Origin of the sequence: Pandoraea commovens (genome assembly GCF_902459615.1) — a bacterium.
GTDB lineage: Bacteria > Pseudomonadota > Gammaproteobacteria > Burkholderiales > Burkholderiaceae > Pandoraea > Pandoraea commovens.
On sequence record NZ_CABPSA010000006.1, the window covers coordinates 169,167 to 188,970 of the forward strand.

21 protein-coding genes are annotated in these 19,804 nt (G+C 63.1%); 11 read left to right on the forward strand and 10 right to left on the reverse strand.

Translation table 11 applies throughout. The features are described from left to right. Nucleotide 1: 1 nt before the first annotated feature. From PCO31010_RS17890 to PCO31010_RS17910, 5 genes are read left to right on the forward strand one after another with little or no spacing between them, the layout of a single operon-like run. Nucleotides 2–694: an amino acid ABC transporter permease gene (locus PCO31010_RS17890; RefSeq protein WP_052252487.1), complete on the forward strand. Its 693-nt coding sequence runs from the start codon at nt 2–4 to the stop codon at nt 692–694. Next, a complete protein-coding gene (locus tag PCO31010_RS17895) occupies nt 684–1,397 on the forward strand; it encodes an amino acid ABC transporter permease (RefSeq protein WP_150665445.1) in 714 nt (237 codons plus the stop codon). Before PCO31010_RS17890 ends, PCO31010_RS17895 begins: the two co-directional genes overlap by 11 nt. Then, nucleotides 1,394–2,353, forward strand: a complete 960-nt coding sequence (locus PCO31010_RS17900) for an agmatinase (RefSeq protein WP_150665446.1) — start codon at nt 1,394–1,396, stop codon at nt 2,351–2,353. Before PCO31010_RS17895 ends, PCO31010_RS17900 begins: the two co-directional genes overlap by 4 nt. Before the next feature lie 14 nt (nt 2,354–2,367). Further along, on the forward strand, nt 2,368–3,096 hold the full coding sequence (locus tag PCO31010_RS17905; RefSeq protein WP_150575826.1) for an amino acid ABC transporter ATP-binding protein: 729 nt from the start codon (nt 2,368–2,370) through the stop codon (nt 3,094–3,096). A 36-nt stretch (nt 3,097–3,132) separates the two neighbouring features. Further along, nucleotides 3,133–3,546: a RidA family protein gene (locus PCO31010_RS17910; RefSeq protein WP_150575514.1), complete on the forward strand. Its 414-nt coding sequence runs from the start codon at nt 3,133–3,135 to the stop codon at nt 3,544–3,546. Between the two features lie 88 nt (nt 3,547–3,634). Here the strand turns inward: PCO31010_RS17910 and PCO31010_RS17915 are convergent, their stop codons facing one another. Then, nucleotides 3,635–4,225 carry a hypothetical protein gene (locus PCO31010_RS17915; protein WP_150665447.1) on the reverse strand — a complete coding sequence of 197 codons (591 nt, stop codon included), beginning with the start codon at nt 4,223–4,225 and terminating at the stop codon, nt 3,635–3,637. Between the two features lie 289 nt (nt 4,226–4,514). Further along, complete coding sequence (locus PCO31010_RS17920) at nt 4,515–4,841, reverse strand: winged helix-turn-helix transcriptional regulator (RefSeq protein ID WP_150665448.1); 327 nt, start codon at nt 4,839–4,841, stop codon at nt 4,515–4,517. A 121-nt stretch (nt 4,842–4,962) separates the two neighbouring features. Between PCO31010_RS17920 and gstA the strand changes: the two genes are divergently transcribed. Next, nucleotides 4,963–5,613, forward strand: a complete 651-nt coding sequence (gstA, locus tag PCO31010_RS17925; protein ID WP_150665449.1) for a glutathione transferase GstA — start codon at nt 4,963–4,965, stop codon at nt 5,611–5,613. On the opposite strand, the gene PCO31010_RS17930 is transcribed toward gstA, so the two are convergent. Then, the gene (locus PCO31010_RS17930; RefSeq protein WP_150665450.1) at nt 5,610–6,770 is read right to left on the reverse strand and encodes an FAD-dependent oxidoreductase; all 1,161 of its coding nucleotides are present in this window, start codon (nt 6,768–6,770) and stop codon (nt 5,610–5,612) included. The genes gstA and PCO31010_RS17930 overlap by 4 nt on opposite strands. A gap of 125 nt (nt 6,771–6,895) precedes the next feature. Here PCO31010_RS17930 and PCO31010_RS17935 point away from each other — a divergent pair, with 125 nt between their 5' ends. Beyond that, complete coding sequence (locus PCO31010_RS17935; protein ID WP_150665451.1) at nt 6,896–7,681, forward strand: helix-turn-helix domain-containing protein; 786 nt, start codon at nt 6,896–6,898, stop codon at nt 7,679–7,681. 52 nt (nt 7,682–7,733) lie between these two features. On the opposite strand, the gene PCO31010_RS17940 is transcribed toward PCO31010_RS17935, so the two are convergent. Continuing rightward, nucleotides 7,734–8,465, reverse strand: coding sequence for an ABC transporter substrate-binding protein (locus PCO31010_RS17940; RefSeq protein ID WP_150665452.1), 732 nt, complete (start codon nt 8,463–8,465; stop codon nt 7,734–7,736). 75 nt (nt 8,466–8,540) lie between these two features. Beyond that, nucleotides 8,541–9,308, reverse strand: a complete 768-nt coding sequence (locus PCO31010_RS17945; protein WP_150665453.1) for a PA3715 family protein — start codon at nt 9,306–9,308, stop codon at nt 8,541–8,543. 234 nt (nt 9,309–9,542) lie between these two features. On the opposite strand from PCO31010_RS17945, the gene PCO31010_RS17950 reads away from it, so the two are divergent. Both PCO31010_RS17950 and PCO31010_RS17955 read left to right on the forward strand, forming a co-directional pair. Further along, on the forward strand, nt 9,543–10,871 hold the full coding sequence (locus tag PCO31010_RS17950; protein WP_150665454.1) for an MFS transporter: 1,329 nt from the start codon (nt 9,543–9,545) through the stop codon (nt 10,869–10,871). A 118-nt stretch (nt 10,872–10,989) separates the two neighbouring features. Beyond that, nucleotides 10,990–11,970, forward strand: coding sequence for a M14 family metallopeptidase (locus PCO31010_RS17955; RefSeq protein WP_150575523.1), 981 nt, complete (start codon nt 10,990–10,992; stop codon nt 11,968–11,970). A gap of 75 nt (nt 11,971–12,045) precedes the next feature. On the opposite strand, the gene PCO31010_RS17960 is transcribed toward PCO31010_RS17955, so the two are convergent. From PCO31010_RS17960 to PCO31010_RS17970, 3 genes are all read right to left on the reverse strand, one after another. After that, nucleotides 12,046–13,494: a GntP family permease gene (locus PCO31010_RS17960; RefSeq protein WP_150665455.1), complete on the reverse strand. Its 1,449-nt coding sequence runs from the start codon at nt 13,492–13,494 to the stop codon at nt 12,046–12,048. Then, nucleotides 13,495–14,664, reverse strand: a complete 1,170-nt coding sequence (locus tag PCO31010_RS17965) for a patatin-like phospholipase family protein (RefSeq protein ID WP_150665456.1) — start codon at nt 14,662–14,664, stop codon at nt 13,495–13,497. Between the two features lie 107 nt (nt 14,665–14,771). Further along, nucleotides 14,772–15,191: a winged helix-turn-helix transcriptional regulator gene (locus PCO31010_RS17970; protein WP_150665457.1), complete on the reverse strand. Its 420-nt coding sequence runs from the start codon at nt 15,189–15,191 to the stop codon at nt 14,772–14,774. 165 nt (nt 15,192–15,356) lie between these two features. On the opposite strand from PCO31010_RS17970, the gene PCO31010_RS17975 reads away from it, so the two are divergent. Further along, complete coding sequence (locus PCO31010_RS17975) at nt 15,357–16,358, forward strand: LLM class flavin-dependent oxidoreductase (RefSeq protein ID WP_150665458.1); 1,002 nt, start codon at nt 15,357–15,359, stop codon at nt 16,356–16,358. Nucleotides 16,359–16,422: 64 nt separating this feature from the next. Here PCO31010_RS17975 and PCO31010_RS17980 read toward each other — a convergent pair whose 3' ends face one another. Both PCO31010_RS17980 and PCO31010_RS17985 read right to left on the reverse strand, forming a co-directional pair. Beyond that, entirely contained in the window at nt 16,423–17,691 is a 1,269-nt protein-coding gene (locus tag PCO31010_RS17980; protein ID WP_150665459.1) for an NAD(P)/FAD-dependent oxidoreductase, read from the reverse strand. Nucleotides 17,692–17,800: 109 nt separating this feature from the next. Next, nucleotides 17,801–18,634, reverse strand: coding sequence for an aldo/keto reductase (locus tag PCO31010_RS17985; protein WP_150665460.1), 834 nt, complete (start codon nt 18,632–18,634; stop codon nt 17,801–17,803). Between the two features lie 584 nt (nt 18,635–19,218). Between PCO31010_RS17985 and PCO31010_RS17990 the strand changes: the two genes are divergently transcribed. After that, nucleotides 19,219–19,791, forward strand: coding sequence for a cytochrome b (locus PCO31010_RS17990; protein ID WP_150665461.1), 573 nt, complete (start codon nt 19,219–19,221; stop codon nt 19,789–19,791). Nucleotides 19,792–19,804: the final 13 nt, after the last annotated feature.

Genomic DNA, 19,804 nt, shown 5'->3' on the forward strand with positions numbered 1-19,804 from the left:
CATGGTCGACGGCCTCGGCAGCATGGGCGGCATGGCCGGAGTGATCCAACCGTTTCTCGAAGGCGTGGTTTCGGGAACGGCGATCACGCTGGCTGCGTCGGCCGGTGCCTTCGTGATCGGACTGGCGCTCGGGATCGTGCTGCTGCTCATGCGCATCTCGCCGTTCGCGCCGTTGCGCTCGCTGGTGGTGCTGTGGGTGAGTCTGATTCGCGGCACACCGGCACTGATCCACATGCTGATTGCGTACTACATGGTGCCCGCGATGTTCGATCTCTCGATCTCGCCTGTCACCGCCGGTGTGGCCGCACTCGCCTGCAACACGAGCGCTTACATCGTCGAGATTCTGCGCGGCGCACTCGGCACGATCTCTCACGGACAACGCGCCGCCGGTTACGCGATGGGCATGCGCGCGACGCAGGTGTGGCGACACGTGCTGCTGCCGCAGGTCATCTACCGCTCCATTCCGCCGCTGACCAGCGAGTTCACGATTCTGCTCAAGGCGTCGTCGCTGATGTCGATCATCGCAGTGCCGGAGCTTGCGACGGTCGCACGCAACGCCACTTTGCAGACGGATCTGCCGTTGCAGGTCTTCGCCATTACGGCCGCGGTGTACTTCGTGTTGCTGTTCTGCATTTCGGCCGCGTCGCGTGTGTGCGAGCGCCGCGTATCGAGGATGTTGCCCCATGGCCATTGATTTCTCCATCGTCCGCGAAGCGATTCCCGTCCTGCTCGAAGGCCTGCGCGTTACTGCACTCGTGAGCCTCGCCGGTATCCCCATCGGCATCGTGATCGGCATCGCCGCCGCCTACGCCGCGCAGTCGCGCACGTTGCTGCGTCCGATTGCGCTTGGTTACGTCGAGCTGGTGCGCAACATCCCGTATCTGATCCTCGTCTACCTGTCGTTCTTCGGCTTGCCGAAGCTTGGCGTGAGCGCGTCGGCCATGACCGTCGCGGTCGGATGCACGGCGTTCTACACCGGTGGCTACTTCTGCGAAATCCTGCGTGCGGCTCTGCGCAGCGTGGCGCGCGGTCAGACGCATGCGGCGCTCTCGCTCGGCATGACTTACTGGCAGACGCAGCGTCACATCATCGCGCCGCAGTTGTTCGGCTTTCTGATTCCGCCGACGACAAGCCTTGTGATCATGATGTTCAAGGACTCGGCCATCTTCTCGGTGATGAGCCTGCCGGAGATGACCTATCAGAGCAATCTGCTCACCGCAAACACGTTCGCTTACGTCGAAGTGCTCGGCACGACGGCATTGATCTACTGGCTCAGCAGCGTCTTGCTGGCCGGTGTGGGGCGGCGTCTGGAAACCGTGGTCGGGCGACGTACCCGCACACCCGACGCCGTCGCTTTCTCGACACTCCCCGCCAAAGGAAAAGGACAACTCTCATGACGACTTACACCGTTGCCCCGCGCACAGGCCATCCGACTCTGCTGTACTCGGAGCTTGATCTCGACATCGACAACCTGAAGGCCGATATCGCCGTGCTCGGCATGCCGTACGGCGCACCGTATGCGGCGTCCGACTTCAGCAACGATCAGACGAATGCGCCGTCCGCGATTCGTCAGGCGACGGACCGTGTGGTGCGCCGTCCCGAGCATTACGACTTCGATATCGACGGCCCGCTGCTGCAAGGGCGCAAGGACATCCGCTTCGTCGACTGCGGCGACATCGTGCCCGATCTGTCGAAGCCGGGTGAACACTATGCCCGCGCCGAAGCGGCAGTGCGCCGCATTGCAGCGGCTGGTGCAATGCCGATTGTGCTTGGCGGCGACCACGGCATCACCACGCCCGTGCTGCGCGGTCTCGATCAGAAGGGACCGATCACGCTCGTGCACATCGATGCGCATCTGGACTGGCGCGACGAAGTCAACGGTGTGCGCGAAGGCTTGTCGAGCCCGATTCGTCGCGCGTCGGAAATGGCGCACGTGGATCGCATCATCCAGATCGGCTTGCGTGCACAGGGCAGCGGCCGTCCGGCGGATCTGGCTGCGGCACGCGAGTACGGTGCAGAGCTGGTGACGGCGTACGAGCTGCACGACATCGGCATGGACGCCGTACTCGATCGCATTCCCGACGGCGGCAACTACTACCTCACCATCGACGCCGACGGGCTCGATCCGTCGACCATGCCTGCCGTGGCCGGTCCGGCCCCGGGTGGTGTGACCTTCGTGCAGGCGCGCAAGCTGATTCACGGTCTGGTGCGCAAGGGGCGTGTGGTCGGCATGGACATCGTCGAGATTCAGCCGGAGAAGGATGACGCGAACCTGATTTCGTGTGTGACGGCTGGTCGTCTGATCCTCAACCTGATCGGCGCGTCGATTCGCGCAGGACACTACGACAAATGAGCACCGCACAACCCATCATCGAGATTCGCGACGTCGACAAGTGGTACGGCGCGCACCACGTGCTCAAGCAATGCTCGACGCATGTCGGCAAGGGCGAGATCGTGGTGGTGTGCGGGCCGTCCGGCTCGGGCAAGTCGACGCTGATCAAGACCGTCAACGCATTGGAGCCGTTCCAGAAGGGCGACGTTGTCGTCGCGGGCACGTCGCTCACCGCGAAGTCGACCAATCTGCCGAAACTGCGCAGCAAGGTCGGTATGGTCTTCCAGCATTTCGAGCTGTTCCCGCATCTGGATCTGACGCGCAATCTCACGCTCGCGCAACAGATCGTGCTCGGGCGCGACGCCGATTCGGCACGCACCAAGGCGCGCGCGTTGCTCGATCGCGTGGGGCTGTCGGCCCACGCGCACAAGTATCCGGGGCAATTGTCGGGCGGTCAGCAACAACGCGTGGCCATCGCACGCGCGTTGTCGATGGACCCGATGGCCATGCTGTTCGACGAACCGACATCGGCGCTCGATCCCGAAATGGTCAACGAAGTGCTTGACGTGATGGTCGAGCTCGCCCGCGAGGGCATGACGATGATGGTCGTCACGCACGAGATGGGCTTCGCGCGACGCGTGGCGCATCGCGTGGTGTTCATGGAGGACGGCGCGATCATCGAAGACAGTCCGACCGACGTGTTCTTCAACGAAGCGGCCAGTCCTGCCGCAAAGCGTTTCCTCTCCAAGATACTGGCGCACTGATTGCGCCGCCGACCCCAGACAGAAAGACGAGACAACATGACGCACACCCGCATCCGCAAGTTCAACACCCGCGAAACCTATCCGGAACAAAAGCTCGACAACGATCTGTGCCAGGCGGTGATCGCGGGGAACACGATCTATCTGCGCGGGCAGATCGGTCAGGACCTCGACACGCGTGAGTCCGTCGGCATTGGCGACGTGACGGCACAGACCGAACGCGCCATGGCCAACGTGAAGATGCTGCTGGACGAATGCGGCAGCCAGCTCGCGGATATCTGCAAGGTGACGGTGTATATCGTCGATCCGCGTTATCGCGAGGCTGTCTACAACGTCATGGGGCGCTGGCTCAAGGGCGTGTTCCCGGTGTCGACGGGCATCGTGGTGCAGGCGCTGGCGCGTCCCGAGTGGTTGGTGGAAATCGATGTGACGGCGGTGAAGTCGACCGCTTGACCTCGTGTAGTCGAATCGAGGGACGCAAAACGTCACGGCCGTTGTATCGAGGTCTCGATACAACGGCCGTGACGAAACCGTTGGCGGGTCAGAAGCGGCGCTTGACGTACACCGTCGCACCGAGATCTTTCTGACGGAGAATCGGGATTTTCGCGCTCGCCGAAACGGTCCAGTCTTCAGTCTTCAGCGAAAGCCCACGCTTAGGATCTGAGCCCAGCTTGTCGTCGGTATTGTTCCACTGGACGAGGGACAGCTGCGGCGAGCGGTTCGGCCCGATGCTCAGGTAGCTTTGCGTCGCTCTTGCGGCGTCGGCCGTATCGGCAGCAGCAGGTGTTTCGATCCAGTTGGCGGTTCCGTGTACGGCGAATGGCGCAGCGCTATTGATCGCTTCGATCCGTGTGTAGAGAAATGCGTTGGCGTCTGCCTGCGTCATTCGGTCGACACGCTCGGGCGTCTCGGGACTCTCTCGACCGAATGGGTAAAGCGTGACGGGGACGGCCGGAACCACTGCGACGGAGATAGGGGCAGGCGGAGGCGGGACACGTACGGGTAGTGGTGATGGACCGAGGTTGGCCATCATCATCTGTTCGGATGAACCCGTGCCGACACCTTGCGACATCGCCACGCCGCTGAGCATGGCAAGACAAGTGCCGATCATCCATTTATTCAGGCACGTCATGGACATGCCTCCCGTGAAGGAATGGAAACGCTAGTTCACTGGCCCCATTTTTGCCTTCGTACGGCGTGCTTCTTTACTTCGCAAACTTTGTATTACGAACCGTCTTGAGCGGTTTCTCAGCGTGCCGTATGCACTTAGGAAGTGTAGTCAGTCATTTGCATCGCGCTACCCCAATTTGCACCCGGTTCATGCTGCATTGCGGCTAACGCAGGGGCTCAGGCCCGCCGGACAAGACCCTGATGCATTCGTCTCCGGAATGGCTCCGGGTATATCCCGACACTTTGCAGTATCAAACCTTCTCGTCGCGCGCCTTCAGCCAAAGCCCGAATTCCTTCATCACGTCGACCACGGGACGCAACCGCTCGCCGTCCGCTGACAGCGCGTATTCGACTTTGACGGGGGAGGTCGGATACACGGTGCGTGTGATCAGTCCGGCATCCTCCAGCGCACGAAGGTCGAGCGTGAGCATGCGTTGCGAAATGCCGGGGACATCGCGTCGCAGATCGTTGAACCGTTTGGGGCCGTCGAGCAGATACGACACGAGGAGCAGTCGCCATCTCCCGCCGAGAACACGCATCGATTCTTCCACCGAACAGCCGGACAGATTCTCTTTCATCGGGCACTCACATTTTTAAAGGTCAGTATATTTTTTGTACTTATATGACATTTTAGTGCCTTCTTTATTTTTTATACCAGTTGCCTAGAATGAGCCCCGAACCACTATTTCGGGAATTCTCATGAAGCTTTATTACGTGCCGGGCGCTTGCTCGCTGGCGCCTCATATCGTGCTCAACGAACTGGGGGCGGATTTTTCGCTGGTGAAGGTCGATTACAAAACGCATACGACAGAAGACGGCCGGGACTTCTATGCGCTCAGTCCCTTCGGCTATGTCCCGCTGCTGGAATTGGCGGACGGCACACGGCTTCGCGAAGGTCCGGCGATCGTGCAGTACCTGGCGGACCGCAAGCCTGAGCTGGCGCTGGCGCCCGCGAACGGATCGTTCGATCGCTACCGTCTTCAGGAATGGCTGAACTTCCTCAGCACGGAAATCCACAAGGGGTTCATTCCGCTGCTCTACGCGGTGCTTGCGGGGAAGTACGGCACCGAGTCGGCCAAGCCGAAGCTGGAAGCCCGCTTCAAATGGATCGACGAGCAACTGGCGGAACGGGAGTATCTGATGGGCGACAACTTCACCGTTGCCGATGCTTACCTGCTCACGCTCACGCAATGGGGGCAGGCGTCGTGGCTTCAGTCCGTCTATAAGGCGAATATCCACTTTGACGACCTGACCCATTTGCAGCGTTGGTATCGCCGTGTGCTGGCGCGTCCTGCTGTGCAGCGGGCGTTTGAGGCGGAAGGGCTGACGCCAACGGCGCGCTGCGCCTAACGACGTTGCTCGTGAGTCACGTGGGGGTGAACGGACGGGAGCGCGTGACGCTCGCTGTGACCGAACCACTCAGCGAAAGCGCTCGCGCATTGTTCACCGATGGGGCCGGACCGGTCGAGCATGGCGGCTTCCTGCGCATGCACGGCGGCCTGCCAGTCGGATGCGCCTGCGATGGTCTCGGCAAGTTCCGCGGCGTCCAGCATGGCGAGATTGACGCCGACGCCCATCGGCGGCATCACGTGTGCGGCGTCGCCGACGAGCGTGAGCCCCGGCGTCGCAGGCCATCGTGCGCCCGGCGGCAGGCCGACGATGGGGCGTATCGCGGCGATGCGTTCGGCATCCTCGATCAATGACAACAGGCGGGGCGACCAGCCGGGAAAGCGTGCGAGCAAATCCTGCTGGGTGATGCCAGCGAGCGTTTTCTCCGGCCGGTCCGTATCGTCGGCATGCGTTCTGAACGCCGCATAGGACCGTATGACGTCGTTGCCATTGCGTTGTGCAAAGAGCGCGGTGCCTGACCCGGAGCCGTTGCCCACGGACATGAGTGTTCCGTGTCCGACCAGCGCCGCGACGGCGGGGTGCTGACGCTCTACATCGGAAAACCAGAGTTCGACGAACGTCACCCCTGTGTACACCGGACGAATGTCGGTGAGCGCGGCTCTGATAGCAGACCCGGCACCGTCGGCGCCGATGACGAGATCGCATTCGTGGGTGTGTCCGTCTTGCAGATGGACGACGCGGCGGCCGCCCGAGGTCTTGCCGACGCCAACGACGCGCGCTCCCCAGATCACGGTGCCAGCGGGCAACGGTTCGAGCAGAAGCTCACGCAACACGAGACGATCGATCTCGGGACTGTCGCCGGTGCCGGGGGCGGGAATGTCTTCGAGTAGCGTTTCGCCCGTCGCCCAGTCGATGTCGCGCAGTTCCTGATCGTCGTGACGGGCAATCGCCATGTAGGCGTCGAACAGACCGGCTTTCTTCAGCGCAAGCTGACCGTCAGGCACATGGAGGTCGAGCATGCCGCCCTGATCGCGCGACGTGGCGCTCGCGTCGGTCTCGAAGACGGTCACGTCGAAGCCATCGCGAGACAGCATATTGGCGGCGACAAGTCCGGCCGGTCCGGCCCCGGCGATCACAATGACAGGTTTCTGCGACATTTCTTCCTCCTGAGTACGACGCCGACATAGCGTTCACGACGCACTCTATCGGCGGCCGCGATTGCTCCGTTATCCGCATAAGGTCAAAATATGCTGAAAATCGGCCAACTTTGGATTCCCCTCTCATGCCACGCAGCCTCAGGAAAGTCGTTCGCGAACACGAAACACTGGCAGGTTTCGGCGTTGACGGCACAAGTCCGGAGAGCGTTCGCCGCCTGAATCGATGGCATCGGCACGCGCAGGGGCAACTGATCTATATCGGCGCGGGGCATTTTCATATCCGCACCGACTTCGGCGCGTGGCTGTTGCCGCCGCAGCGCGCCGTGTGGATTCCGCCAGATCTGATGCACTGGGGTGAGTTGAAGGGGGTGAAGACCGGCGCGAACATTCTGCTTGCCCCCACGTATTGCCAGACCTTGCCCGACCGTCCGCAGGTACTCTCGGTCGGGCGGCTATTCGAAGCGTTGATTCATCGCGTGGCCGGATGGCGTAAGGACGTTGTGACTTCGCCGGAGGAGGAGCACGTCATGGCGGTGCTGATCGACGAGGTTCGCGCGGCACGGCATGAGCCGTTGCATCTGCCGATGCCCAGCGACAAGCGGTTGCTGAAGATGACGGCACTGGTGCTCAGCGAGCCTGGCCGCGAGTATTCGCTGGAGACGCTGTCGTCGATGGCCGGACTGTCGACGCGCACTGCACGACGCCTGTTCGCGGCGTCGGTCGGCATGACGTTGTCGGAGTGGCGTCAGCAGGCGAGGCTCATGCGTGCCGTCGAGATGTTGTCGGACGGCGAGTCGGTGTCGGCGATTGCCGATGCGCTGGGTTACGCGAGCCCCAGCAACTTCATCGCGATGTTTCGCTCGGTGTTCGGTGTCACACCGGGGAAATACGTCGGGAGCGCAAGCGCCTAGCGACAGACCCCGGTGGTGCGTATGCACCCGACGTCAGGTGGAAACCTGTTGGTCACTCCGCCGGTGCGACGCTCACGCCTGTGATGCCGTGTCGCTTCATGGCGTCGGCCACGAAGCCTTCGCGCTTCATGTCTTCGACGAACGTCTTGAGGTAAACCAACGCGCCTTCGCCGCGCGTGATCGGCGCGCCCATCGCCTGACGAATGACCATGAAACGTTCGTCCAGCAAGCGATAGCCGGTGAGGTTCGCCACGTCCTGTTCCAACTGCTGTTTGACGCCAGCGGCCACTTCACAGCCGGTCTCGATGAACGTCTTGATCACCGTCGGCGACGTCGGCGCACGCACGATTTCGGCGTGCTTGAGTTCGCGTGTCAGGAACAGATCGTAGGCGCTACCCTGACCGACGACCACACGGGTGCCCGCACGATCGACGTCCGCATTGGTTTTGACGGGCGAGGCATCGCGCACGAGGTAATAGCCTTCGATGAGGACATACGGCGACGTGAAGCCAATCGTCGCCGCGCGGCGCGGATCGATGGCGAAGAAGCCCACGTCGGCCTGCTCGTTCGTGACCGTCTCCACGGATTTGCCTGCGGCGTCGACCACCACCAGTTCCAGTTCGACACCGAGCCGCTTCGCCAGCGCGCCCGCGAGATCGACTGAGATGCCGACGGGCTGGGATCGTGCATCGACGCCCGCAAGAATCGGGTTGCCGAGATTGATGCAGGCACGCAGCACGCCAGTCGGTGCAAACGCTTCGAGCAAAGTACGGTCAGGCGTCATGGTGGGCTCGGAAGAGGAAAGGAAACGTGAAAGGTGACGGTTCGAGAATATCGGCAATCATGCCGATGGCGTACCTCACGCGCCGCTAAGCGCCTTCGGTACGACGTAACGCGACCCATCGTATTCGAGCGTGACGTTTGCGCCCTTGGCAGTGCGCTCCTTGCTGGCGCAATCGTTGCGCGTCGGCTTATTGGTCGTGGTGGTGGTCTTCTCGCTCACGACGAGTTTCGCGTAGCCGTTTTTGCCAACGGGGCCGACGGACACTGCACGCGATGTGTCGTCGAAGCTGCCTGCACAGTTGCCGTCCCATTCGCCGCCGCTCTTTTGCGTGGCGAGGTTATCCACGACCTTGCGCAGCGTCGTGCCATCGATGACGTAAAGGCTGAGCGACGTCTGCGAGAAAGGATTCACGCGCGACGACCCTTCGAAGCTCAAACGCACACCGAACGCCACCGTCTGCGGCGTCAGACGCCACGGCGCGGTGTCGAGGGCAATGCCGCGCAGCATGATGGCGTCCGACGTAATCGCAGCCTTCTCGAAGCGGTGCGCCACGATCTTGCCGCTCTGGCTGTCGGCGACGACGACTTCCACGTCATAGACCTTGTCGTCGTCGGTGCCGCCTGGCTGCGCCATCGGCAGGACGGCGAGAGTCTGCGCCGGATTCGCTGGCCAGACCTTGCAGGTCGCGAAGTCGGCATCGACGGCGCGCCCCGGTTGCAGCGTCTTCGCCCAGTCGTTCAGACGATCCTTGCAGTCGGCATGGGCGAGTAGCGGCAGGCAGAACAGGGCGGCGGCGATGGCGCGGCGCGCCAGCATGGATGAAGTCGGTGCAGTCAGGGCCATCGGGGGATCCAGCGGTGCGAGGAGGGGAAGGTGCGCCAATTCTACCGGTGGACCTCGCCCTCAATCAGCACCTTTACGTGCCGAATCGGCACGGAGTTGCATTTTCCGCCACCTACACTCCGCTTCCTGAGACTGGCAGATGGCCCCGGCTCGCCCTTGTTGCATGCTATGCAACGGGCGTTTGCGGGGCGTCCAAACATCGACTTCCAACGCCAGCGATCCCGAGGAGCAGGAATGACCGGCAACACCAAACCCCACAACCCGTGGCGCGAGATCTGCGCGGCGAGTATCGGCAACGCACTAGAGTTCTACGATCTGCTGATCTATGGCTACTTCGCCATCGTGATCGGCCAGTTGTTTTTCCCCGCTCACGACGCAACGACCTCGCTGCTGCTCTCCGTGGGCACGTTCGGTATTTCGTTCGTCACGCGCCCACTAGGCTCGATCATCCTCGGCAGCTACGCCGACCGCGCCGGTCGCAAGGCGTCGCTCACGGTGTCCATCGGCCTCATGATGGTCGGCACCGCGATGATCGCGTTCGCACCGACGTATGCGCAGATCGGCATTTTCTCGCCGCTCATGATCATCGTCGCCCGCATGCTGCAAGGTTTCTCGACGGGCGGTGAATTCGGCGCTGCCACGGCCTTCATGGTCGAGCATGCCGACGCCAAGCGTCGCGGCTTCTTCGCCAGTTGGCAGATGTCCACGCAAGGTCTCGCAACGGTGCTCGCCGCCGGTGTTTCCGCACTGCTGAGCCTGCTGCTGACGGCCGATCAACTGAGCGCATGGGGCTGGCGTATCGCCTTCGCCGTCGGTCTGCTCATCGGTCCGGTCGGTCTGTACATTCGTCGCAATATCGATGAAACCGCCGACTTCAAGAAGCTCGGCGAGAAGCAACGCGAGAAGTCGCCACTGCGCGAAGTCTTCGGGCGTGATCGCGCCAACATGCTGCTCGGCGCGGGCGTTGTGGCTGCGGCCACGGCGTTCAATTACGTCCACAAGCTGTACATGCCGACGTATGCCGTCAAGCAACTGCACATTCCGGCGACATCGTCGTTCATCGGTGCGGTCGTGACCGGCGTGATGCTCATGATCGCCGCGCCTGTCGTCGGCCATCTCTCGGACCGCTTCGGCCGCATTCGCGTAATGCTCTACGCGCTGATCGCCGTGGGCGTGACGACCTACCCGCTGTTCGTGCTGCTTAACCGTTATCCGACGTTCCAGACGCTGCTGCTCGTGCAGGCACTGGTCGGTCTGCTGATCGCCGTGAGTCTCGCCCCGCTGCCCGCCCTGCTGGCGGACATCTTCCCGACGAGCACTCGTGGCACCGGTCTTGCGCTGTCGTACAACTTCTCGGTCACGCTGTTCGGCGGCTTCGCCCCGCTGATCGTGACCTGGCTGATCGACGCCACGCAGAACAAGCTCGCACCGAGCTTCTACGTGATGGCAACGGCAGTGCTCAGCGTGACGGCTGTGACGGCGTTGGCGCGCCGTGTGCGTGCCGGCAAGATCGCCGGGCTGACGAGCCAGTCGCACGCCTCGCCGCGTGCGACCAAGGCCTAAGGTTCGATTACGTCGTCCCGATATTCGATGTACTGATTTGAGCCGCAACGACGACGTCCGCCAATCCCCTAGGCGACGTCGTCTCTTTTTTTGCGGCATCCCTTGCGGAGCTTTACCCATGACCACGCTCGAAGCGATTCGCGCCGCCCTGCCGGCGTACCCCATCGAAGTCTCGTTCCCCGATATCGCCCGCTGGCGCGAAGGCAACACCGGCATCGACTATCTGCACACGTTCGATAGCGGCAAGCCCGGCAAGCACGTGATGATTCTCGCGCTCACGCACGGCAACGAAGTGAGCGGCGCCATCGCCGTCGACGCGCTGCTCGCATCGGGTCTGCGTCCGTCGTCCGGCCGTCTGTCGTTGGGCTTCGGCAACATCGGTGCGTACGAACAGTTCAGCGCAGAGAATGCAGACGCCACGCGCTTTCTCGATGAAGACATGAACCGTGTGTGGACGGCGTCGACACTTGACGGCGAACGTCAGAGCCGTGAACTGACGCGCGCCCGTGCGATGCGTCCGTTCATCGATACGGTGGATCTGCTGCTCGACATCCACTCGATGCACGAAGCGTCGGCGCCGCTGATGATGACGGGTCCGCTGGAAAAGGCGATTGCGCTGGCGGCCGAACTCGGCACGCCTGAGCACGTCATCATCGACAAGGGCCACGCCAATGGCACGCGCATGCGCGACTACGGTGGCTTTGGCGATCCCGCCAGCCCGAAGAATGCCTTGCTCATCGAGACGGGACAACACTTCGCCAAGAGCGCGCGCGATGTGGCGCTCGACAGCGCAGCCCGCTTCCTGTTGCACGCGGGTGTTGTGGCTGAGGCCGACGTCGCCCCGTTCCTCACGCAAACCCCTGCACGTCAGAAGTTTGTGGAAATCACGCAGCCGGTCGTGGCGCGCTCGATGGACTTCCGCTTCTCGCAGCCGTTCACGGGACTGGAAGTGATCGAAAAGGCAGGCACCGAAATCGCCCGCGATGGCGACGAAGTGATCGTCACGCCGTATGACAACTGCGTGATCGTGCAGCCGTCGATGCGTCACCTCGGGGTGAATGTCACGATGATGCGTCTGGGACGTTTGCTGGATCGCTAAGACGGACGTGAGTCGCTGAGCAATTCCGAAAGGGCCGAGGATGACCTCGGCCCTTTTTCGTTGGCATCGGAACGTTCAGAACGTCCCGACGAGCGAGCCGACGACGATGACCGCGACGAGTGCGATCAGCGCACTCACGATACTTGTCATGACGATGTCGAAGTAGCTGTCACGGTGTGTGCTGCCGCACACCGCCAGCAACGTGACGACCGCGCCGTTGTGCGGCAGGCTGTCGAGCGTGCCGGACGCCATCACGGCCACACGGTGCATCAGCGCGGGATCGATGCCGTGCTGCGCTGCGAGGCTGACGTAGGCAGGACCGAGCGCGTCGAGGGCAATCGTGAGACCGCCTGAGGCGGAGCCGGTGATGGCCGCGAGCAGGTTGGCGGAGAGCGCCAGCGACACGAGCGGACCGCCGTCAATGGACAGCACCCAGTCGCGTACCAGCTCGAAGCCGGGCAGCGCGGCAATCACGCCGCCATAGCCGACCAGACTCGCCGTACACATGATCGGCAGGACGGACGCGTTTGCACCGGCGTCCATCGTCTTGCGCAGCGCGGGCAGGCGTCGCCATTGCAGGATCACGAGCACGAGGATCGCGCTCGCGAGTGCGACGCACACGCCCCATACGCCCGCTACGCTTTGCAGCGTGATGCCGCCCCATCTCGGCTCCGCGAGAAAGCTCGCGTTCAGGCGCGGGAAGACGATCACGTTCATCACGAAGTTGCCGCCGATCACAACGAGCAGCGGCAAGGCAGCCGTCAGGATGCCCGGCAGCGCGTCGTTGCGATGCCCGGCTTCGATCTCCGCCGGGTCGAATTCGCGCGCCACGCTGGCGCGCTCACGCACGACCGTCGGGTCCGCCTTCTTGTCCCACACTTCGTTTTCCGCATAACCGTGCCCCGCACGACGCGCCTGTCCCTCGCGCCACGACAACCACCAGAGGCCTACGCCGAGCATGATGGCCGAGGCCATCAACCCCAGCCCCGGTGCAGCAAAGGGCGTGGTGCCGAAGAAGGGCATCGGTATGGCGTTCTGGATGGCAGGCGTGCCGGGCATTGCCGACATCGTGAAGGTGGACGTCCCCAAGGCAATCGCAGCGGGCATCAGTCGCACGGGAATGTTGGCTTCACGGAACAGCGCGTGTGCCATCGGTGCAAGGACGAAGAACGCCACGAAGAGACTCACGCCACCGTACGTGACGAGCGCGCCGCCGAGCACCACCGCAAACATCGCGCGACGCGAACCCAGCTTGTCCGTGAGAAACGCGGCGATGGCGCGCACGGCCCCGCTGTCCTCCATCAACTTGCCGAACAAGGCGCCGAGCAGGAACAGCGGGAAGAACTGCGCGATGAAGCGCGCGGCGTTCTGCATGAACGTCTGCGTCCAGTGTGCGAGGACGGGTTCGCCTGAGAGCGCAGCGGCCAGCATGGCGGCGGCCGGGGCGAGCAGCAGCACGCTCCAGCCACGATAGGCCAGCCAGACGAGCAGCGCCAGGCCGATAAGAATGCCAGCGAACTCCATTCAGAGGGTCTCCTGCAGCGGATCGAGATCGAGCGAGGAGCGTTTGCCCAGATCGGCGCCGTGTTCGTGCAGGAAGACATCGGCGCAGCGACGGCCCTCGTCGCGCAACATCACGAGGAAGTCCCATTCCGCTGAGAGCTTCGACGAATAGCCGAGCGTCGTCATCATGTCGCTCGCGATCCGGTGCATGCGCATTTGCGCCCAGCGTTTACCTTCGTCGCTCCCGGCATCCACCACCTGACGCAGCACCGCGATCATGCGCAACTCTTTGAGCAGCGTGGCGTTGAACGAGACTTCGTTGACGCGGTTCAGAATCTCGCGCGCCGAACGCGGGACCTCGTTGCGCTCGACCGGATTGACCTGCACAAGGATGGTGTCGCACGACACGGTCTCGCGCACTAGCGGCGTGATCGACGGATTGCCCGCGTAACCGCCGTCCCAGTAGGGCTCACCATCGATCTCGACGGCGCGATACAACATGGGCAGGCAGGCTGAGGCGAGCAGGGCGTCCGGGGTGATCTCGGCGTTGCGGAAGACGCGACCTCTCCCCGTATGCACGTTGGTCGCTGTGATGAAGAGCTGGATCGGGTTGGCGTCGGCGCCTTTTGATATGCCGTCGAAGTCGATGTGATCGGCCAGCAGGCGGCGCAACGGGTTGAATTCGAGCGGCGCGAGGTCGTAGGGAGACACGACGCGGGCGGCGAGATCGAAGAACATGAAGAACGGCGAGTTATCGAGCGACCAGCGTCCGAGCACGATGTCGAGCGGTGTGCGGCGCAGCGGACTGAAGCGTCCCGCATGCGCGACATCCCGCCAGAACTGTTCCAGCGCACCGCGTGCCGCATCGGGGCCGCCGCGGGCATAACCGGTCGCAAGCACTGCGGCATTCATCGCGCCAGCCGATGTGCCCGAAATGCCCTCGATGCGGAAGGGGGCGTTGTCGGTGTCGTGAGAAATGGCTTCGAGCAGCCGGTCCAGCACGCCCCAGGTGAATGCGCCGTGTGCGCCGCCGCCCTGTAGGGCGAGATCGACGGGGAGTGCGCCGCGAGCGGTGGCGCGTGCGCCGGACGATGCGCGTGTGGCGCTAGCGGTCCGCCCGGTTCGTGCGGCGGGCGTAGCGGAGGCGGGGAGCGGCGGCTGCACCCGCGAGGTGGATTTGGAGCGTGGCATGATCCCTCGGCGATGCGGCGTCGCGCCGGTGGGCGTCAGCCGCGGGGGTCGTTACGAGAGTACGGTTGCAGCAGGTACGCAGTTTGCGCTGCAACATAACCACTGTCTCAGATAACCGTGAAATGGGCAACCTCGCCATCGGTGCCCCCGTCGGCCAGCTCCTGCGATGGTTTGCCGCGACGCAGACTCAGCTGCGCGAGCACGTCAGCGTGCTGGTTGCCCCAGCGGTACAGCATCTCGATCGGCTCGATGAAAAGCTCGCCGAGCGGCGTCAGAGAGTATTCGACCTTGGGCGGCACGACGGGATATACCTCGCGGTGGATCAGGCCGTCGCGCTCCAGTTCGCGCAGCGTTTGCGTGAGCATCTTCTTCGAAATGCCCGGCAGACGGCGCTGGAGTTCGCCTGTGCGTGTCGTGCCGCACTGCAACGCGTAGAGCACCATGCTCGTCCACTTCACGCTGAAGAGCTCCAGCACGCGACGCGGCACGCAGGTTTCCTCGAAGACGAAGGGTTCGGGTTTGCTCATGGTAACTAAATGGTGACTATTCAACTAAAAGGTGCCTACTGGGGGTTTTGACCCTTCGTCACTATACTTTGGCACGATAGTGCGCGTCACCTGGAGTGCGTCGATCGAACACGATCTGGCATCGACCAAACGGGGTGCGGCGCGCGCAAGCTAACGGAGAACCCCATGAGCAGTTTGTCGAAAACAGCCCTCTCGATGCTGGATCTGGTGCCGGTGCGCGCTGGCGGCACGGTGGCTGAAGCCCTGAAGCAGTCCACGGAACTGGCCCAGCATGTCGAGCGTCTGGGCTTTACGCGTTTCTGGCTTGCGGAACATCACAACATGGATGGCATCGCCAGTTCCGCAACCGCGTTGCTGATCGGGCACATTGCCGACAAGACGTCGCGCATTCGCGTCGGTTCCGGTGGCGTGATGCTGCCGAATCACCCGCCGCTGGTCGTCGCCGAGAACTTCGGCACGCTCGCCGCGCTGTACCCGGGACGCATCGACCTGGGTCTCGGACGTGCGCCGGGTGCCGATCAGGCGACGATGCGCGCACTGCGACGCGACCGTCTCGGCAATGGCGACGACTTCCCGGAACAAGTGGCCGAGTTGCGCGCGTTGCTCGCACCGGCGCAACCGGGGCAACGGCTGGTCGCCACGCCGGGCGCGGGCAGCGACATTCCTGTGTGGCTGCTGGGGTCGTCGCTGTACTCGGCGCAGCTCGCGGCCCATCTGGGGCTGCCGTACGCCTTCGCATCGCACTTCGCGCCACGTTTCCTGTTCGATGCGATTCGTATTTATCGCGAGATGTTCCGCCCGTCGGCGGTGCTCGATAAGCCGTACGTGATGGTCGGCGCACCGGTCGTCGCGGCGCCGACGGACGAAGAGGCGAAGTTCCTCGCGACGTCATCGCAGCAAAAGATCCTGGCGCTGATGCGCGGGCAGAGCCTGAAGTTGCAGCCGCCGGTGCACGATATGGACGAGCGCTGGGATCCGGCGGAGCAGCACTCGGTGGAAGCGTTCCTCGGCGTGGCCGTCGTCGGCGGGCCGGAGCGCATCCAATCCGGCTTGTCCGATCTCGTCGAACGCACGCAAGCCGACGAACTGATGCTCGTGACCGACATCTACGACCCGGCGCTTCGCCTGCGTTCGTGCGACATCGTCGCATCCGTCTGCAAGGGCTGAGCGCTCATCCAGCGCACAGGCCGTGCCGCAGACGGCGCCGGATGAGACGGGTGCGACGCATGCGTTAGCGGAATCGCCCTATGGAGAACGGTGAGAGGTCGATGGACGGCCGCTCGCCGCTCACCAGCCCGGCGATCGTGCGCCCGGTGGAGGCTGCCGCTGTGAGGCCCACGTGGCCGTGCCCGAAGGCGTAAAAGGCATTCGGCACTTTCGACGCAGCCCCCAGCACCGGCAGCGAATCCGGTGTACTCGGGCGAAAGCCCTGCCAGCGCGCGCCATCGACCGATTGCGTCGACTTCACGCCCTGCACCGCGCCGGGGAACATCTTGTGAAGCTGGCCCAGCAGCAGATCGGCACGCCGCCAGTTCGGCGGCGCTTGCAGCCCTGCCAGCTCGACCGTGCCCGCGCCGCGAAGGCGGCCGTTCATCGGTGTCGCAAACAACTTCCCCTCCGCCCACATCACGGGGCGCGACGGCATCTCGTGCGGTGTCGGAATCTCCACGTGATAGCCGCGCTCGGTGTCGAAGACGATGCTGTCGCCCAACTGCTGCACGAAGGGCGCCGACCACGCACCGGCCGCGACGACAACGGCGCTTGCGGCTTCGCGCCCCTTGTCCGTATGCACCGCCACGGCCTGCCCGCCGTTGGTCTCGATGGCTGTCGCAGCGGCATCGACGAGGCGTCCGCCTCGCGCCACGACCTGAGCGGTCAGACGCGCAAGCAACGCGGCCGGGTCCGACGTGTGTCCCGTCTCGCTGATATAACGCGCGCCGATGAAATCGTTCGACAACGTGGGTTCGAACTCGTGAAGCGCGCCGGCGTCCAGCGTGTCGATCTGTACGCCGTTGTCACGCCGCAAGGCCATGCCGCCTTCATCGCCTGCCATGCCGTCCTGACTGGAGTAGGCAATCAGATACCCACGACGGGTCACGAGGTCGTTCGCGTTGGCATCGTCAAGCAGGGGTTGATACGCGTCGAGTGCCGGGCCGAGCAGGGCGCGCAACGCGCGTGCCTGTTGTGCCACCCGTGCGGGCTGACTCGCTGCGATAAAGCGCATCAACCACGGCACCATGCGAGGCAGATAGCCCCAGCGAAGCACCAGCGGGCCATCCGGTTGCATCAGCCATCCCGGCACTTGCCAGAGCACGCCCGGCATGGCGATGGGGACGACCGACGAACCGTTGATACAACCGGCGTTGCCCAGCGAGGCTGCCTGACGCGCCGACTGCCGGTCGACGAGAGTCACGGCATGCCCTGCGCGCTGAAGATAAGCGGCAGTACATACGCCGACCAAACCGCCCCCGATAACGACGACGGGACGTGAATCGCTCATGAAGCCGTCCTGCGAAAATTCGAAAACGCCTAGTGTACTGCGTCGGGCCTGCGAGACCGATGGCCCTCAAAATTCCCTTCCATTCCTCGGTCCAGGCTCAGATCCGGCATCAGATCATTTCCAGCGGACGTTTGCGCGACGGCGCTTCGAAGTGGTGATCGAGCAAATCCAGTTCTTCGTCGCTCAGCGTGATGTCGTGCGCGGCACGGTTCGCACGCACGTGGGCCTCGGACCCGGCCTTCGGGATGGCAATGACGCCGGGACGGCTCAATACCCAGGCCAATGCAATCTGTAGCGGCTCGACGTGACGCTTGCGTGCAATCTCGCTAAGGACGCCATTCGTCGGCAAGCGCCCTTGTTCGATGGGCGAGTAGGCCATCATCGGCAATCGATTCGTCGCAAGCCAGGGCATCAGATCGTACTCGGGGCCGCGTCGCGAAAGATTGAACAGCACCTGATCCGTCGCGCACGCGGTGCCGCCCGGTGCGTCGAACAATTCATCCATGTCGTCCGCATCGAAATTGCTCACGCCCCATTGGCGGATCTTCCCCGCGTCGATCAGCGCTTCGAAGCCGGCAATCGTGTCTTCGAGCGGAACATCGCCACGCCAATGCAAGAGGTAGAGGTCGATGCGGTCGGTGCGCAGACGCTTGAGGCTTCGCTCGCACGCCGCGACTACGCCACGTTGCGAGGCGTTATGCGGATACACCTTGCTTACGAGAAAGACCTCGTCGCGCAAGCCGTCGAGCGCTTCGCCCACGAGGCTTTCCGTCGCGCCTTCGCCATACATCTCGGCGGTATCGACCAGTGTCATGCCAAGCGAGACGCCCAGACGCAACGCGGCAATCTCGTCGCGACGGCGCTCGGGCTTCTCACCCATCATCCATGTGCCCTGCCCAAGCACGGGCACGGTGTCGCCTTGGGGGAAAGTGATGTTTCGCATGATCTGTCCTCCTGGATTTTGATGAACATTATCTGCCTGCAAGTCGAGCCGTGACCAGTGCTGTGAGGGCTTCACGCAACACTTCAAGGTGCCGTCCTATCTTTTGGATCGGATTCGTCCTAGACACGGTACAGACATTGCCGCTTCTGCATTCGTGCACCCATTCTCTCGGATAGTTCACAAACCTTTCATGGCTGTGTCGCGATAGGCTGATCTCACCGATGCACATTGCGAATGTTGCTCCGCAGCGAGACGGCTCGGTGATGGCTCCTGCGATGTGTGTCGGGCCTTGCGCAACGAAGTAGGCGAAGAGACGAAGGGAGAGAAAAAGAAAGCCCCGCGAACGGGGCTTTAAAGGCCGACCGGGCGTGCGTCGGCCAAGGAGGTTCATCGATGTGGCACCGCAGCGAGTCTGTGTGCCGAGGAGGTATTGTCGGCAGAGTTGGCGAATCGATGGGAAGGAGGAATCCGAATGTCGAGGAGAATTTTTGCGTAACAAAATGTGACGATTTGCAGCCTGTTCGCGCAGCGAGACGGGCGCGATAATGGGGGCTCGCCTAAAACAGCAGAGGAGTCCCCCCGAGATGGCCAAAGCGATCAAGTTCCACTCACTCGGCTCACCGCTTTCTCCCGTTCAGCGCTACGCACCCCCTGCGATCTTTTTTCACTGGCTGGTGGCGCTGCTGATCGTGATTGCGTATGCCGCCGTGATCACGAAGGGATATCTGCCGAAAGGCAGTGCACCGCGAGCGCTGAGCATGACGATTCACGAGTGGGCCGGAATCGCTGTGCTGGTCGTCGCCGTGCCGCGTTTGCTCTGGCGTCTGATCAAGAGATCGCCGGGACCGCTGCCCGGTCAGGGGTGGCTGGTACGCATGGGGTCGTCACTCGTGCATCTGTTGCTGTATCTGTTCATCTTCGCGCAGCCGGTGCTAGGCTATCTGACGCTCAACGCAGGTGGGCACGTGCTAACAATTCCGGGGCTGGATATCGCGCTGCCGCAGTTCATCGGCAAAGACGACGAGATGCTCCACTCCATCAAGGATATTCACGAAACGCTGGGAAGCGCGTTCTACTGGGTGATCGGTTTGCATGCGCTGGCGGCGTTGTGGCATCACTATTTCCGTCGTGACGACACGCTGCGTCGCATGCTGTGAGGGTCCGCCCGAG

Bases quoted from the DNA above. Each gene is read 5' to 3' on its own strand.
- PCO31010_RS17935 (WP_150665451.1), top strand. From the start codon at position 6,896: ATGCCACGCAGCCTCAGGAAAGTCGTTCGCGAACACGAAACACTGGCA.
- PCO31010_RS17920 (WP_150665448.1), bottom strand. From the start codon at position 4,841: ATGAAAGAGAATCTGTCCGGCTGTTCGGTGGAAGAATCGATGCGTGTT.
- PCO31010_RS17955 (WP_150575523.1), top strand. From the start codon at position 10,990: ATGACCACGCTCGAAGCGATTCGCGCCGCCCTGCCGGCGTACCCCATC.
- PCO31010_RS17990 (WP_150665461.1), top strand. From the start codon at position 19,219: ATGGCCAAAGCGATCAAGTTCCACTCACTCGGCTCACCGCTTTCTCCC.
- PCO31010_RS17915 (WP_150665447.1), bottom strand. From the start codon at position 4,225: ATGACGTGCCTGAATAAATGGATGATCGGCACTTGTCTTGCCATGCTC.
- PCO31010_RS17960 (WP_150665455.1), bottom strand. From the start codon at position 13,494: ATGGAGTTCGCTGGCATTCTTATCGGCCTGGCGCTGCTCGTCTGGCTG.
- PCO31010_RS17895 (WP_150665445.1), top strand. From the start codon at position 684: ATGGCCATTGATTTCTCCATCGTCCGCGAAGCGATTCCCGTCCTGCTC.
- PCO31010_RS17900 (WP_150665446.1), top strand. From the start codon at position 1,394: ATGACGACTTACACCGTTGCCCCGCGCACAGGCCATCCGACTCTGCTG.
- PCO31010_RS17930 (WP_150665450.1), bottom strand. From the start codon at position 6,770: ATGTCGCAGAAACCTGTCATTGTGATCGCCGGGGCCGGACCGGCCGGA.
- PCO31010_RS17940 (WP_150665452.1), bottom strand. From the start codon at position 8,465: ATGACGCCTGACCGTACTTTGCTCGAAGCGTTTGCACCGACTGGCGTG.
- PCO31010_RS17910 (WP_150575514.1), top strand. From the start codon at position 3,133: ATGACGCACACCCGCATCCGCAAGTTCAACACCCGCGAAACCTATCCG.
- PCO31010_RS17890 (WP_052252487.1), top strand. From the start codon at position 2: ATGGTCGACGGCCTCGGCAGCATGGGCGGCATGGCCGGAGTGATCCAA.
- PCO31010_RS17970 (WP_150665457.1), bottom strand. From the start codon at position 15,191: ATGAGCAAACCCGAACCCTTCGTCTTCGAGGAAACCTGCGTGCCGCGT.
- PCO31010_RS17950 (WP_150665454.1), top strand. From the start codon at position 9,543: ATGACCGGCAACACCAAACCCCACAACCCGTGGCGCGAGATCTGCGCG.
- PCO31010_RS17945 (WP_150665453.1), bottom strand. From the start codon at position 9,308: ATGGCCCTGACTGCACCGACTTCATCCATGCTGGCGCGCCGCGCCATC.
- gstA (WP_150665449.1), top strand. From the start codon at position 4,963: ATGAAGCTTTATTACGTGCCGGGCGCTTGCTCGCTGGCGCCTCATATC.
- PCO31010_RS17985 (WP_150665460.1), bottom strand. From the start codon at position 18,634: ATGCGAAACATCACTTTCCCCCAAGGCGACACCGTGCCCGTGCTTGGG.
- PCO31010_RS17980 (WP_150665459.1), bottom strand. From the start codon at position 17,691: ATGAGCGATTCACGTCCCGTCGTCGTTATCGGGGGCGGTTTGGTCGGC.
- PCO31010_RS17965 (WP_150665456.1), bottom strand. From the start codon at position 14,664: ATGCCACGCTCCAAATCCACCTCGCGGGTGCAGCCGCCGCTCCCCGCC.
- PCO31010_RS17975 (WP_150665458.1), top strand. From the start codon at position 15,357: ATGAGCAGTTTGTCGAAAACAGCCCTCTCGATGCTGGATCTGGTGCCG.